Origin of the sequence: Streptomyces sp. NPDC058198, from assembly GCF_042882605.1 — a bacterium.
Lineage (GTDB): Bacteria > Actinomycetota > Actinomycetes > Streptomycetales > Streptomycetaceae > Streptomyces.
The window spans coordinates 19,854-34,206 of the sequence record NZ_JBHVVP010000011.1 but is presented as its reverse complement, the minus strand read 5'-3'; the positions used below and the strand labels follow the sequence as shown (position 1 = coordinate 34,206).

8 protein-coding genes, 3 tRNA genes and 1 pseudogene are annotated in these 14,353 nt (G+C 70.5%); 6 read left to right on the top strand and 6 right to left on the bottom strand.

The genetic code is table 11. The annotated features are described in order from the left end of the window. The first annotated feature begins 33 nt into the window (after positions 1-33). Both ACFVWW_RS27635 and ACFVWW_RS27630 read left to right on the top strand, forming a co-directional pair. Positions 34-1,077 (top strand): rod shape-determining protein, encoded by a 1,044-nt coding sequence (locus ACFVWW_RS27635; protein ID WP_384183923.1) that lies wholly within the window; start codon positions 34-36, stop codon positions 1,075-1,077. Between the two features lie 19 nt (positions 1,078-1,096). Further along, positions 1,097-2,734 (top strand): GAF domain-containing protein, encoded by a 1,638-nt coding sequence (locus tag ACFVWW_RS27630; protein ID WP_386877490.1) that lies wholly within the window; start codon positions 1,097-1,099, stop codon positions 2,732-2,734. 61 nt (positions 2,735-2,795) lie between these two features. Here the strand turns inward: ACFVWW_RS27630 and ACFVWW_RS27625 are convergent. The 6 genes and pseudogenes from ACFVWW_RS27625 to ACFVWW_RS27600 all read right to left on the bottom strand — a co-directional run. Further along, positions 2,796-3,986 (bottom strand): annotated as a pseudogene (locus ACFVWW_RS27625) (ThuA domain-containing protein); the annotation flags it as partial. Then, a complete protein-coding gene (locus ACFVWW_RS27620) occupies positions 3,983-6,436 on the bottom strand; it encodes a carbohydrate-binding protein (protein ID WP_384189248.1) in 2,454 nt (817 codons plus the stop codon). The pseudogene ACFVWW_RS27625 and the gene ACFVWW_RS27620, both read right to left, overlap by 4 nt. A gap of 431 nt (positions 6,437-6,867) precedes the next feature. After that, positions 6,868-7,692, bottom strand: coding sequence for a hypothetical protein (locus tag ACFVWW_RS27615; protein ID WP_384189250.1), 825 nt, complete (start codon positions 7,690-7,692; stop codon positions 6,868-6,870). Between the two features lie 241 nt (positions 7,693-7,933). Beyond that, a tRNA-Ile gene (locus ACFVWW_RS27610) sits at positions 7,934-8,007 on the bottom strand. 222 nt (positions 8,008-8,229) lie between these two features. Beyond that, a tRNA-Asn gene (locus ACFVWW_RS27605) sits at positions 8,230-8,302 on the bottom strand. A gap of 5 nt (positions 8,303-8,307) precedes the next feature. Further along, positions 8,308-8,380: transfer RNA gene (locus tag ACFVWW_RS27600), tRNA-Asn, on the bottom strand. 218 nt (positions 8,381-8,598) lie between these two features. Here ACFVWW_RS27600 and ACFVWW_RS27595 point away from each other — a divergent pair. The 4 genes from ACFVWW_RS27595 (at position 8,599) to ACFVWW_RS27580 (ending at position 14,282) form a co-directional block, all read left to right on the top strand. Further along, positions 8,599-8,910 carry a YtxH domain-containing protein gene (locus ACFVWW_RS27595; RefSeq protein ID WP_384189266.1) on the top strand — a complete coding sequence of 104 codons (312 nt, stop codon included), beginning with the start codon at positions 8,599-8,601 and terminating at the stop codon, positions 8,908-8,910. 73 nt (positions 8,911-8,983) lie between these two features. Further along, positions 8,984-10,429: an FGGY family carbohydrate kinase gene (locus ACFVWW_RS27590; protein ID WP_384331612.1), complete on the top strand. Its 1,446-nt coding sequence runs from the start codon at positions 8,984-8,986 to the stop codon at positions 10,427-10,429. A gap of 194 nt (positions 10,430-10,623) precedes the next feature. Next, on the top strand, positions 10,624-12,357 hold the full coding sequence (locus ACFVWW_RS27585; RefSeq protein WP_386877491.1) for an ABC transporter ATP-binding protein: 1,734 nt from the start codon (positions 10,624-10,626) through the stop codon (positions 12,355-12,357). Then, positions 12,357-14,282, top strand: a complete 1,926-nt coding sequence (locus ACFVWW_RS27580; protein WP_384189271.1) for an ABC transporter ATP-binding protein — start codon at positions 12,357-12,359, stop codon at positions 14,280-14,282. Before ACFVWW_RS27585 ends, ACFVWW_RS27580 begins: the two co-directional genes overlap by 1 nt. Positions 14,283-14,353: the final 71 nt, after the last annotated feature.

The window sequence follows — 14,353 nt, the reverse complement described above, 5'->3', positions numbered from 1 at the left end:
TGAACCACATCAGCGCTCTCGGGAGAACCTGCCGTGACCGTCAGCATTGACCAATTGCGCCGTTGCCATATCGCCGTCGACCTGGGGGCCGCCAGGACCCGGGTCTTTGTGAAGGGCGCCGGACTCGTCGTCGACGAGCCGAGCGCCGCCGCCGTGAACACCCGCACCGGCGCGCTCATCGCCGTCGGCTCCCTCGCCGAGCAGATGACCGGCCGTACCCCCGACTACATCCGCGTCGCCCGTCCGGTCACCGGCGGCACCGTCGTGGACATCGAGATGGCTCAGCGGATGCTCCGCCTTCTCCTCGGCGACAAGCTCCGCCGTCAGCTGCGCCGTAAACCCCGGCTGCGCGCCGCCGCCACCACCCCGCACGACAGCGACCCGCTCGCCCAGCGCGCCGCCGTGGAGACCCTGGTCGGCCTCGGCGCGCGCCGGGTCGAACTGGTCGACACGCTGATCGCGGCGGCCGTCGGCTGCGGGCTGCCGGTGGAGCAGCCCACCGCAACCATGATCCTGGTGTGCGGCGCGGCGACCACCCAGGTCGCGGTGCTCTCGCTCGGGTCGATCGTCACCGCCCTGCGGATCCCGGTCGGCGGCAACGCCATCGACCACGCGGTGATCCAGCACCTGCGCCACCAGCACGAACTGCTGCTGCCCAGCCATGCCGTACGCCCCCTGCAGCTCGCGCTCAGCAACAACGGCCTCAGCCCGCACGGTCCCGCCACCACCGAGATCCACGGCCGGGACGTGGCCACCGGCATCGCCCGTTCGGTGCTCGTGAACACCGCGGCCGTACGGGACGCGATCTACACCCCGCTGACCGCTGTCCTCGACGGCATCGGCAAGGTGCTCCGGGACTGCCCGCCCGATCTGGTGGCCGACCTCGCCGACCGCGGGATCATGATGGTCGGCGGCAGCGCGCTGCTGCCCGGCCTCGACACGATGCTGCGCGACGCGACGGGCATGCCGGTGACCATCGCCGAGCGTCCCGATGTCTGTGCCGTGCTCGGCCTCGGCGCGATGCTGGAGGGACAGGTCCAGCCGATGGTCCTGAACCCGCTCTCCCAATCCACCTGAGGGCGGGGCGTGCGGTGCGATGAGCGACGAGGACCGCGGGGCCGGCGAGACCCCCGGTGCCTCCGGCGACGCGGCACCGGCGCCCCGGCTGCCCATGCTGCTGGAGGCCGTACTCGGCATCGGCACGGACCTCGAACTGCGCACCACGCTCCAGCACATCGTCGACACCGCCACCGAACTCATCGGCGCGCGGTACGGCGCGCTCGGTGTGATCGACCCCGAACGCGGCCGGCTCACCGAGCTGTTCACCGCCGGCATGAGCGACGCCGACCGGCAGCGGATCGGACGGCTGCCCGACGGCCACACCGGTATCCTCGGGGCCCTCGTCCGGGACCCCCGGCCACTGCGGCTCGACGATCTGACGGCCGACCCCAGGTCCTCGGGCGTGCCGCCCGGCCACCCCGGGATGCGCTCCTTCCTCGGCGTCCCGATCCAGGTGGACACCGACGTCTTCGGCAGCGTCTATCTGACGGACAAGCGGACCGGTCTCTTCACCGAACAGGACCAGGCCCTGCTGCTCGTGCTGGCCTCGCAGGCGGGTATCTCCATCGCCAACGCCCGGCTGTACGGGACGGCGCTGCAGCGTGAGCGGTGGATCGAGGGGGCCGCCGCCGTCACCACCGCCCTGCTGACCGGGCAGACCCCCCACGACGCGCTGATGACCGTGGCCGAGTCGGCCCGGGTCCTCGCCGACGCCTACGCGGGCGTGGTGCTCCAGCCCACCGAGGAGGGCGGCATGGAGATCGTCGCCGCGTCCGCGGTCGACGATCCCGGCGACATCGTCGGCACCACCATCGAACCCGGCTCCCCCGTGCTCGTCCAGCTGCTCGGCGGGGAACCGGTCTTCATCGAGGACTCGTCGACCGATCCCCGGATGACCACGCATGTACGGGCGCGCTTCGGGCCGAGCATGATGCTGCCGCTCCAGAGCGGCGGCAAGCTGATCGGTACGCTCGCCCTGCCGCGGCGGCGCGGCGGCCGCCCGTACAGCGCGGTGGACCGGCTGCTGGCCACGCAGTTCGCCTCACAGGCCGCGCTCGCGCTGGTGCTGGCGGACTCCCAGCACGACCGGGAGCAGCTCGCGGTGTACGAGGACCGCGACCGGATCGCCCGCGATCTGCACGATCTGGTCGTCCAGCGGCTGTTCGCCACGGAAATGATGCTGGAGTCGACCCGGCGACGGGCGGCCGCGACGGGCCTGGACGAGCTGCTGGGCCGGGCCGTCGACGAACTGGACTCCACGATCCAGGAGGTGCGGACCACGATCTTCGCGCTCCAGCAGCCCCCGGCGGACGCCCCGACGAGCGTGCGCGGAAAGGTGCTGCGCGAGACGGCCGGCGCGGCGGTCCTGCTGGGCTTCCGGCCGTCCGTGCACTTCAACGGACCGGTGGACACGCTGGTGGGCGAACCGGCGGGCCGCGCGCTGCTGGCCGCGCTGCGCGGCGCCCTCGCGGCGGCGCACCGGCGGGAGGGCGTGACGACGATCGCGGTGCAGGTCGACGCGGCGGCCCGGCTGCCGGACGGACAGGACGGGGTACGGCTGGTGGTCACGGACGACGGCCTGCCCGAGGGCGGCGGACGGCGCGGCGCCCAGGACGACACACAGAACGCGAACGCCGAGCGGGGCACGACGGTGACCTGGGAGTCGCCGCGCTAGGAGGAACACCGCGGTGGCGGTGCCCCGGGTGAGGGGCACCACCACCGCGGCGCGGTCAGCTGGTCAGGGTGAAGCTGTCGATGTCGAACAGCGACCCCGAGCCGCCGGTGAAGCTCAGGAAGAGCGGTCCCGAGCCCGAGCCCGTCAGCGTCGTGGAGACCGTGGTGAAGGTCTCCCAGCCGCCGGTGGGCGCGACAGCCACCGAGCCGAGCAGCGTGCCGGTGGCCGAGCCCGAGCGGATCTCGATGGTGCCGCCCGCGCCGGCCGAGGACACCCGGGCCGAGAAGGACGTGACGCCCGTGGTGTCCACCGACGCGTATCCGGCCCAGTCACCGTTGTCGATGTAGCCGAGCGTCCTGCCGCCCCCGGCCCCGGCGTGGCCCGCCGCTTCCACGCCGGAGGAGGAGCTGTACGACTCCGCTTCGACGGCGCCCGGTCCGTCACCGCCGCCGTCATCGCCCCCGTCACCCTGGGGGGTGCAGTCCGCGGTCGCCGCCCCGGCCGCGTACTGGATTCCGCCGAGCAGCTCCCGCTGGAAGGCGGGATCCGCGTACGACTCGGCGGTGTGACCGAGCCCGGTGTAGAACGACCGCCCCTCGCCCTGCGGATGGCACCAGGTGATGGGGTGGTCGCCGCTCATCTCGCCGCCGGTGTAGCTGCCCTCGTCCAGGCTCTGGAGCACCCGCACGCCGGCCCGGGGATTGGTGCGGTAGTTGTACCACTCGTCGGTCCTGGACCAGGTCGCGCCCAGATGCGAGGTCGCCGGATGGGTCCGGTCCTCGTTGACGACCGTGGCCTGCTGGATCGCCGGGTGGCTCTTGAACCAGGTGCCGACGAGCCGCTCGTACGCCGGCCACTCGTACTCGGTGTCGGCGGCGGCGTGGATCCCGACATAGCCGCCGCCCCCGTCGACATACGCCTGCAGGGCGTCCTGCTGGGCGTTGTCGAGGATGTCACCGGTGGTGCTCAGGAACACCACGGCCTCGTACCCGGCGAGATTCCCCGGGGTGAAGGCCGCGCTGTCCTCGGTGGCCGTGACGGTGAAGTCGTTCGCCGCGCCGAGCGCCTGGATCTCCGCGATGCCCGCCGGGATCGAGTCGTGCCGGAAACCGGCGGTCTTGGAGAAGACGAGCACCTGGTAGGGGTCGGCGGCGGCCTGCGCCGTCCCGCCGGGCGCCAGGAAGGCGGCGCCGAGCGCGACAGCGAGGACGCAGGACAGCTGCCGTGCGCGACGGGTGAGGTGACGCTTCATCGCTTCGCCCCCTGCGCCGCCGTGGTGAAGGTGAAGGCGTCCACGTCGAACAGGTTGCCCTGGCCGGACGGTCCCTTGAAGACGAGGAACAGCTCGGTGGTGCCGGCCGGCGCGTTGGAGAGGCCCGCCGTCACATCGGCGAACTGCTCCCAGTCACCGGTCGGTGCCACGGTCGCCGTGCCCAGCAGGGTGCCGGTGGCCGAACCCGCCCGTACCTCGATGGTGCCGCCGGGGCCCGCGGACGAGACCCGCGCCGAGAGCTGGGTGGCGTTGTCCACGGCGTACGGCGTGAAGGAGATCCAGTCGCCGTCGTCCGTGAAGCCGACCGTGCTGCCGCCCTCGGCGGCGCCATGGCCCGCCACCTCGATCCCGGACTGGTCCGAGAAGTGCTCGGCCTGCCGGTGGCGGGGCTGGAGGACGCTGCTGCTGTGCGACGTCAGACCGCCGGCGTCGGTGTACTCCGCGTCGAAGACCCCGTAGAGGTTGGCGGCGCTGTCGTGCTCACCGTCGGCCGGGACCGTGAGAGTCCCGTCGCAGCCGTCGGCCGAGGTGATCTGGTGCTCGTGGCTGTCATGTCCCAGCAGATAGGTGACCTTGACCTTGGCGCAGTCGATGGGCCCGTCCTCGGGGTCGCTGCCCTCGACGGTGAACGGCACGGTGTCGCCGAAGGAGAACAGCTCGCCGTTGGCGGGCGTGGTCAGCTTCACGGTCGGTGCGGTGTTGCCCACCGTCACCACCAGGCTGATGGTGCCGGTCAGCCCCTCCGGGTCCTTGACCGTGAGGGTGGGCTGGAAGGTGCCCGTCGCGGTGTAGGTGTGGCTCGGGTTGGCGTCGGTGGAGCCGGCGCCGTCACCGAAGTCCCAGGAGTAGCTGAGCGCCCCGCCCTCGGGGTCGGAGCTGCCCGCGGAGGAGAAGGCCACCGCGAGGGGTGCCTGTCCCGAGCTCTTGTCTGCGACGGCCTGGGCCACCGGGTTGCGGTTGCTGCCGGCGACGTATTCGACGCGGTAGAGCGCCTGGTTGTCGGAGCCGGTGCCGTAGTCGAGGACGTACAGCGCGCCGTCGGGGCCGAAGGCCTGGTCCATGACCTGGGTGCCGGTCCACGGGAAGCTCTCGATGACGCCGGGGCTGCCGTCGGCCTTCACCTCGATGGGCTTGATCCACTTACGGCCGTACTCGGCGGCGAAGAACAGTCCGTCGAGCGACTCGGGGAACTTCACATCGGAGTCGAGGTTCGCGTCGAAGTGGTAGACGGGGCCGCCCATCGGCGACTCGGAGCCGCCGCCGAACTCGGGGGGAGTGCCCGCGTCGCCGCCGTACCTGATCCAGCTGGACTGCGCGGCCGGCAGCTTGTCGAGGCCGGTGTTGTGCGGCGAGTTGTTGGTGGGGCCGCCCGCGCAGTCGTACTTCGCGCCCGAAGGACCACTGGGGAAGGTGAACTCGCTGTACGCCTCTGCGGCGGTGTTGGTGCCCGTGCAGTACGGCCAGCCGAAGTTGCCCGGCGCGGTGATCCGGTCGAACTCGACCTGGCCGCTGGGGCCGCGGTTCGGGTCGGAGACCCCGGCGTCCGGGCCGTAGTCGCCCACGTAGACGACGCCGGTCGGCTTGTCGACGGCGATACGGAAGGGGTTACGGAAGCCCATCGCGTAGATCTCGGGACGGGTGTCCGCGGTGCCCGGGGCGAAGAGATTGCCGCCCGGGACGGTGTAGCCGCCCTCGGCGGTCGGCTTGATCCTGAGGACCTTGCCGCGCAGGTCGTTGGTGTTGCCGGAGGAGCGCTGGGCGTCGAACTGCGGGTTGCGGTCGGTCCGTTCGTCGATCGGCGCGTACCCCTGCGACTCGAACGGGTTCGTGTCGTCACCGGTGGACAGATAGAGATTGCCCTGCGCGTCGAAGTCGATGTCCCCGCCGACGTGGCAGCACTGGCCGCGGTCGTTCGCCACTTCGAGGACGACCTTCTCGCTGGCCATGTCGAGGGTGCCGTCGGTCTTCAGGGTGAACCGCGAGAGATTCAGATGGCCCTTGAACGGCTCGAAGTCCGCGGCGCTGCCGCTGACGGGGGCGTCCCCCGGCGGGGTGTTCAGTGCGGGCGAGTAGTACAGGTACAGATAGCGGTTGGTCGCGAACCCGGGGTCCGCCGCGACTCCCTGGAGACCTTCCTCGTCATGGGTGTAGGTGTTCAGCTTGCCCGCGAGCTTCGTGTTGCCCGCGGCATCGGTCAGCCGCACGCTGCCGTCCCTGGCCGTGTGCACCACCGACCGGTCGGGCAGTACGGCGAGCGACATCGCCTCACCCAACTCGGCCGCGCCGGAGGCGAGTTGTACCTGCTGGTAGTCGGAGGCGGGTATCTCGGCCGGTGCTCCGGTCGCCGCCGCACCGACGGCGACCGTGCCGGTGAGCGCGAGCGCGAGCGCTGTGAGGAGTCTGGACCACGCTGGAGGGCGTAGGGGCATCGAGAGCTTCCTTCCTGACTTGCGGTGGGGGGAACGTCAGGCAAGGCGCGCGCCGTCGCGCTTTGCGGTCGGGGCAGAGGTCCCTGCATGGGGTGGGAGTCTCTGGTTTCCGCGGTGAGCGATGTGATGCTGGCAACACAGAATTAATTTGTCAAGGTCATGTTCAAATCCTCGACGGACGTCTCCGCCGGGGCGGTCGGGCGGTGTGAGCCATGCCACAGATGGCCCGAACGGCCCTTGAGCAGCAGGGTTTCCGGCGGGCCCGCACGGGAACGGCACGGCCACCGGGCACGCCCGGGACATGGTCGAGTGAGAAAACAAATGCTGCGCGGGCCCGGTCCCGTCTCCGCGCGACAGTCCCGTATACGAGTCAGGGACATCCCGGCGTGGCAGGAGCCGGGGCGTCTCAGCGCGGCAGGAGCCCGGGCGTCTCAGCGCAGCAGATCGTGGAGCGACGCCGCCATCCGCGCGGCGAAGGTCTCGCGGGTCCTGGCGTCCACCGACTCCAGGGAGAGATACGGATTGAGGTCCTCCAGCTCGACGAGCAGCAGCTCCCCGTCCGGGGCGCGGCACGCGTCCACCCGCTGGATCCCGTGCTCCAGCGCGTTCCAGTCGATGAACCGCCGCGCGAACGCCAGATCCGCGGCCCCGGCCTCGTACGGCACCAGCTCCCAGCGCCGCGCCGGGTCCGGCGCGTACAGGGCGTACTGGAAGTCACGGTCGACGAAGTAGAACGAGACCTCGTAGCGGAATGGGATCAGCGGCTGGACCAGTACGTCGCCGAGGGCGAGGTCCGCGAGCCGGTCCCCGGGGACGAACTCCATCCCTATCGAATCCGCGCCGACCATGGGCTTGACGACATACGTGTCGGCCCGCGGCAGCCGCCCCAGGTCCTCGGCGCGGTCGACGGTCGGGATGACCGGATACCCGGCGGCGCTCAGCTCCGCCAGATACCGCTTGCCCACCATGTCGGCCCGCCCGGTCAGCGGGTTGTACACCCGGACCCCGGCCGCTCGCGCCCGGTCGCGGAAGGCGTCGTACTGCTCCTGGTAGTGCAGCACGGGCCCGCTGTTGCGCACCACGACGGCGTCGAAGGACCCCATGAGCCCCTCGGCGTCGAGAGGATGGCACAGGGCGACGGCGAAGTCCCGCCGCAGCCGCGACGACAGCTGGATGTCCTCGTCGCAGTACCTGCGCCCCTTGGCCTCGTAGGCGAGATCGGTGACATAGAGGACGCGCGGCGGGACGGTGGACATGAGGCTCCTGACGCTCTGTATCGGCTCGTGCGGCGGAGTGGACGGACCGTCGAACGCCCGGCCGAACACGCCGAGAGGTGACGCTCCGCGGGGGCTCCACGTCCGGCTCCCCCTGGGCCGAGTGGGGGTACTGCCGTACGGGCGAAAAGATCTAGCACCGCCGCCCGCCCCCGCCGGCTCCCCCGCTCCGCCCGGACATGAAAAAGCCCCAGGTCAGAACGATTCTTCCCTGGGGGCCCGGTGGGGCGGGTGGGACTCGAACCCACGGCCGACGGATTATGAGTCCGCTGCTCTAACCGGCTGAGCTACCGCCCCTAACGGCGCGTCGCGCACATTTGTGCGCGCCCGTCTGCCGCAGCATAGCCGCTCATACGATCTCCTGCCTCGGATGGGCGGCATCGTTTGACCTTGAGGACCGCACCGTGCAGTGCGTGGTTCCGGGAACCTCCAACTACAGCCGTTGGAGGGACGGGAGGCGTACCCGCCAGGGGTCCTGGGCATACGAAAAAGGACCCCGAAGGGTCCTCCTCGTTTGTGCTCCCCCGGCTGGACTCGAACCAGCAACCCTCCGGTTAACAGCCGAATGCTCTGCCAATTGAGCTACAGGGGACCGCGCTCCCCCGACTGGACTCGAACCAGTAACCTGCCGGTTAACAGCCGGCTGCTCTGCCAATTGAGCTACAGGGGATTGCTGCGTGTGCACCGAACGTACCTACCCCGGTCGTCCCGGGCGGCGCACGTTCGCTGCGACACATACATTAGCGCAAGCAGGGGGGTGCTTCGCCAATCGGTATCCACCCCGGTCACGTCGGGTGATCCCGGGCCACTACGGGGTAGGCGAAGAGCACAGACCGACGGTCCGACGCTGACGCTGGGGACTCCGACGCTTAGGGAAGGGTGGCAGCCATGCGGTACCGCCTCACGTTCATCGCGGGACTGGCTTGCGGATACGTTCTCGGAACCCGCGCCGGACGCGAGCGCTACGAGCAGCTGAAGAAGTCGGCACGCCAGGTCTCGCAGAATCCGGCGGTGCGCAACGCGGCCGAGTCCGCCGCGCAGACCGGCCGGGAGGTCGCGGGCAAGGCGTACCACTCGGTGAGCGGCGTGGTCGGCGACAAGGTCGGGGACAAGATGCCGCACTCCGTGGCCCAGCGCGTGCGCTCGCTGCGGGAGCGCAGCCAGAACGGCCGGGACGACTGGGGAACCAGCAACACCTGAAAAACCCGGTCCCACGGACCCGGACCCTCCCGGCAGCCCTCGCCGCGCCGCGCGTGCGGCAGAATCGGGTGGCATGGGAATAGTCGCCGGGTTGGACAGTTCGTCCGGGTTCACACGCATCGTCGTCTGTGACGCGGACACGGGTGCCGTGCTGCGGCAGGGGTACGCGCCGCATCCGGTCGAGGCGAAGGCCACCGAGGTCGATCCGCAGGTCTGGCTGCTCTCGCTCGGCGAGGCCGCGAGCGGCGGTCTGCTGGAGGGCGTGCAGGCCATCGGCGTCGCCGCGCAGCAGCACGGCATGGTGGCGCTGGACCGGCAGGGCAATCTCGTACGCCCCGCGCTGCTCGGCAACGACAAGCGGGCGCAGGTCGCCGCCGCCGATCTGGTGGACGCGCTGGGCGGCCGACAGGCGTGGGCCGAGGCCGTCGGATCCGTACCGCAGTCGGCGCAGCTCGTGGCCAAGCTGCGCTGGATGGCGCGGGCCGAGCCGGAGGCGGCGCGGCGCACCGCACTGATCATGCAGCCGCACGACTGGCTGGTCTGGCAGCTGCTGGGCCGCCCGGCGCGCAGAACCACCGACCGGGGCGCGGCGTCCGGGACCGGCTACTGGTCCGCGCGGACGGGGACGTACCGGCCGGACCTGGTGGAGCTGGCGCTCGGCCACCAGGCCGCGCTGCCCGAGGTGCTCGGTCCCGCCGACGCCGCGGGGACCACTCCCGAAGGGCTGCTGATCTCCGCCGGCACCGGCGAGACCATGGCCGCCGCCTTCGGGCTCGGCGTGGCCGTCGGGGACGCCGTGGTGTCGCTGGGAGCGTCGGGCTCGGTGATGGCCGTGCACCACGAGGCGCTCGCCGATCCCACCGGAATGATCACCTCCTTCGCGGACGCCACCGGGATGCATCTGCCGGTCGTCCACACCCTGAACGCCGTACGGGCGCTGCGCGGCACGGCGGAACTGCTGGGTACGGAGGATCTGGACGAGCTGTCCGCGCTGGCGCTCAAGTCCACGCCGGGCTCCTCGGGTCTGGTGTTCCTGCCCTATCTGGAGGGCGAGCGGACCCCGCAGCTGCCGCACACGGCGGGCACGCTGACCGGGCTGCGGCGTGAGTCGATGAAGCCGGAGCATCTGGCACGGGCCGCGTTCGAGGGGATGCTCTGCTCACTAGCCGACGCGATGGACGTGCTGCGCGGGCGCGGGGTGGAGGTGCGGCGGGTGTTCCTGCTGGGGGCGGCCGCCGAGCTGACCGCCGTGCAGGCGCTGGCGCCGGCGATCTTCGGGGCGCAGGTGGTCGTACCGCAGCCCGCGGACTACACGGCGCTCGGCGCGGCGCGGCAGGCGGCCTGGGCGCTCGGGGTCTCGCGGGGGTCGCTCGCCCGGCACTCCCCGCCGGCCTGGCAGGGCGCGGCCGCCCAGGTCTTCGAGCCGGGTGAGGACGCGGCCGTGGGGACCGCGGTGCGGCAGCAGTACATGGCGACGCGGGAGGAGATCCACCCGGGAGCATTCGGCACGGGGGCCTGAGCGCGGCTCCGCCCGCGGTCTGCGGGCGGCTCCGCCCGGGGGCTGAGCGCGGCTCCGCCCGGGGGCCTGCGCGGGGTGTCGCCCGGGGGGCGGTTCTTGACCCGTCCTTGGACATAAACCCTTGGGGCTCAGCGGCCGGAGTGCCGCAAGATGGGGTCGACCCCTCCACCTTTGCCGACTCCGAGAGACTTCGCGTGCTCCTACGTCTTCTGCGAGCCCATCTCGCTCCGTACAAGAGACCGATAGCCCTGCTGGTGGCGCTCCAGCTGTTGCAGACGTCCGCCACCCTCTATCTGCCCACCCTCAACGCCGACATCATCGACGAAGGTGTCGTGAAGGGGGACACGGGCTACATCCTGGAATTCGGCGGCATCATGATCGCCGTCAGCGTCGTCCAGGTGATCTGCAACATCGGCGCCGTGTACTACGGCGCACGGACCGCCTCGGCCCTCGGCCGGGATGTGCGGGCCGCGATCTTCGAGCGGGTGCAGAGTTTCTCCGCCCGCGAGATGGGCCACTTCGGCGCCCCCTCGCTCATCACCCGCACCACCAATGACGTCCAGCAGGTGCAGATGCTGGTCCTGATGTCGTTCACGCTGATGGTGTCCGCGCCCATCATGTGTGTCGGCGGCGTCGTGATGGCGCTCGGCCAGGACATTCCGCTGTCGGGGGTGCTGCTGGCGGTCGTGCCGGTGCTCGGCATCGCCGTGAGCCTCATCGTCAGGAAGATGCGGCCGCTGTTCCGGACCATGCAGACGCGGCTGGACACGGTGAACCGGATCCTGCGCGAGCAGATCACCGGCAACCGCGTGATCAGGGCGTTCGTCCGGGACGAGTACGAGAAGGAGCGCTTCCGGGGAGCCAACACCGAGCTGACCGACGTGGCGCTGGGCACCGGCCGGCTGATGGCGCTGATGTTCCCGACCGTGATGACGGTCGTGAATGTGTCCTCGGTCGCCGTCGTCTGGTTCGGCGCGCACCGCATCGACAGCGGCCATATGCAGATCGGCGCGCTGACCGCGTTCCTCGCGTATCTGATGCAGATCGTGATGGCCGTGATGATGGCCACCTTCATGTTCATGATGGTGCCGCGCGCCGAGGTGTGCGCCGAGCGCATCGAAGAGGTGCTGGACACCAGGTCGAGTGTCGTACCGCCGGAGAACCCGGTGCGGGAGCTGCGGCGGCACGGGCATCTGGAGGTGCGGAATGCTGAATTCCGCTTCCCCGGGGCCGAGGAGCCGGTGCTGCGGGACGTGTCGTTGATCGCACGGCCCGGTGAGACGACCGCGGTCATCGGATCGACGGGCAGCGGCAAGTCGACGCTGCTCGGGCTCGTACCGCGGCTGTTCGACGCGACCGGCGGGGAGGTGCTCGTCGACGGCCAGGACGTCCGCGGGCTCGATCCGACGCTGCTGGCGAAGACCGTGAGCCTGGTGCCGCAGAAGCCGTATCTCTTCTCAGGGACGGTCGCGACGAATCTGCGGTACGGCAACCCCGACGCGACCGACGAGGAGCTGTGGCACGCGCTGGAGGTGGCGCAGGCGAAGGAGTTCGTCACCACCCTGGAGGGCGGGCTGAACGCGCCCGTCGCGCAGGGCGGCACGAATGTCTCCGGCGGGCAGCGGCAGCGGCTCGCCATCGCGCGGACGCTGGTGCAGCGGCCGGAGATCTATCTGTTCGACGACTCGTTCTCCGCACTGGACTACGCCACGGACGCGGCGCTGCGGCGCGCGCTGGCGGCCGAGACCGCGGAGGCGACCGTCGTGATCGTCGCCCAGCGGGTCTCCACCATCCGTGACGCCGACCGGATCGTGGTGCTGGACGAGGGCAGGGTCGTCGGGACGGGCCGCCATCAGGAGCTGATGGCGGGGAACGCGACATACCGGGAGATTGTTCTCTCCCAGCTGACCGAGGCGGAGGCTGCCTGATGAGCGGTCCAGGCGGACGCATGATGATGGCCGGCCCCACGCAGCGGTCGATGGACTTCAAGGGGTCGGGCAAGCGGCTGCTACGGCTGCTGATCGTGGAGAAGTCCACGCTCTGGTGGATGCTCGGCGCCGGTGTGCTGAGCGTGGCGCTGTCGGTGGTGGGCCCGAAGATCCTCGGCCGGGCCACGGACCTGATCTTCGCGGGGGTCATCGGCCGGCAGACCCAGGAAGGTGTCACCAAGGCGCAGACCCTCGCCGGTCTGCGGGAGAAGGGCGACGATCAGCTCGCCGACCTGCTCTCCGGGGTGGACTTCACCCCGGGCAGCGGCATCGACTTCGGCGCGGTGGGCGATGTCCTGCTGGTGGTACTGGTGGTGTATCTGGCCGCCGGCCTGCTGATGCTGGTGTCGACGCGGCTCTCCATCCGGGTCATCAACCGCACGGTGTTCCGGATGCGGGAGGACGTCGAGGCGAAGCTGTCGCGGCTGCCGCTGTCGTACTTCGACCAGCAGCAGCGCGGCGAGGTGCTCAGCCGGGCGACGAACGATGTCGACAACATCTCGCAGACCATGCAGCAGACGATGGGGCAGCTGATCAACTCGGTGCTGACGATCGTCGGTGTGCTGGGGATGATGTTCTGGATCTCGCCGCTGCTCGCGCTGGTGGCCCTGGTGACGGTGCCGCTGTCGGTGCTCGTGGCGGCGAAGGTCGGCAAGCGGTCGCAGCCGCAGTTCGTGCAGCAGTGGAAGGTCACCGGCACGCTCAACGCCCATGTCGAGGAGATGTACACCGGGCACGCCCTGGTGAAGGTCTTCGGACGGCAGCACGAGTCGGCGGAGGCGTTCCGGGAGCAGAACGACGACCTCTACGAGGCGGGCTTCAAGGCGCAGTTCAACAGCGGGATCATGCAGCCGCTGATGCTCTTCATATCCAATCTCAACTATGTGCTGATCGCGGTCGTCGGCGGACTCCGGGTCGCCTCGGGCACGCTGTCGATCGGTGATGTGCAGGCGTTCATCCAGTACTCACGGCAGTTCTCGATGCCGCTGACCCAGGTCGCCTCGATGGCCAACCTGGTGCAGTCAGGGGTCGCTTCCGCCGAGCGGATCTTCGAGCTGCTGGACGCCGAGGAGCAGGAGCCCGACGCGCCTTCGGTGGAGCGGCTGCGGGAGCTGAAGGGACGGGTGGCGCTGGAGAACGTGTCGTTCCGGTACTCCCCCGACAAGCCGCTGATCGACAATCTGTCGCTCTCGGTGGACCCGGGACAGACGGTCGCGATCGTCGGCCCGACAGGTGCGGGCAAGACCACGCTCGTCAATCTGCTGATGCGGTTCTACGAGGTGACGGACGGCCGGATCACCCTGGACGGCATGGACGTCGCGAAGATCTCGCGCGAGGAACTGCGGTCCGGGATAGGCATGGTCCTCCAGGACACCTGGCTCTTCGGCGGGACGATAGCGGAGAACATCGCGTACGGCGCTTCGCGCGAGGTCACCCGGGAGGAGATAGAGGAGGCGGCCCGAGCGGCCCACGCCGACCGTTTCGTCCGTACGCTCCCCGACGGCTACGACACGGTGATCGACGACGAGGGCTCGGGGGTCAGCGCCGGCGAGAAGCAGCTGATCACCATCGCTCGGGCGTTCCTGTCCGAGCCGGTGATCCTGGTGCTGGACGAGGCGACCAGCTCGGTGGACACCAGGACCGAGGTGCTGATCCAGAAGGCGATGGCGCGGCTGGCCCACGGTCGTACGAGCTTTGTGATCGCGCACCGGCTCTCCACGATCCGGGACGCGGACGTGATCCTGGTGATGGAGGACGGCGCGATCGTCGAACAGGGCACGCACGACGAGCTGCTGGCGGCGCAGGGCGCGTACGCACGGCTGTACGCGGCCCAGTTCGCGCAGGCGGTCGCCGAAGTGGACTGACCTGGGGGGCGTTCGAACCCCGGCGGCTTGACCGGATCCCGGCGCCGCGCCCGTACCGCCCAGCCGGGCGG

Bases quoted from the DNA above. Each gene is read 5' to 3' on its own strand.
- ACFVWW_RS27630 (WP_386877490.1), top strand. From the start codon at position 1,097: ATGAGCGACGAGGACCGCGGGGCCGGCGAGACCCCCGGTGCCTCCGGC.
- ACFVWW_RS27620 (WP_384189248.1), bottom strand. From the start codon at position 6,436: ATGCCCCTACGCCCTCCAGCGTGGTCCAGACTCCTCACAGCGCTCGCG.
- ACFVWW_RS27615 (WP_384189250.1), bottom strand. From the start codon at position 7,692: ATGTCCACCGTCCCGCCGCGCGTCCTCTATGTCACCGATCTCGCCTAC.
- ACFVWW_RS27595 (WP_384189266.1), top strand. From the start codon at position 8,599: ATGCGGTACCGCCTCACGTTCATCGCGGGACTGGCTTGCGGATACGTT.
- ACFVWW_RS27590 (WP_384331612.1), top strand. From the start codon at position 8,984: ATGGGAATAGTCGCCGGGTTGGACAGTTCGTCCGGGTTCACACGCATC.
- ACFVWW_RS27580 (WP_384189271.1), top strand. From the start codon at position 12,357: ATGAGCGGTCCAGGCGGACGCATGATGATGGCCGGCCCCACGCAGCGG.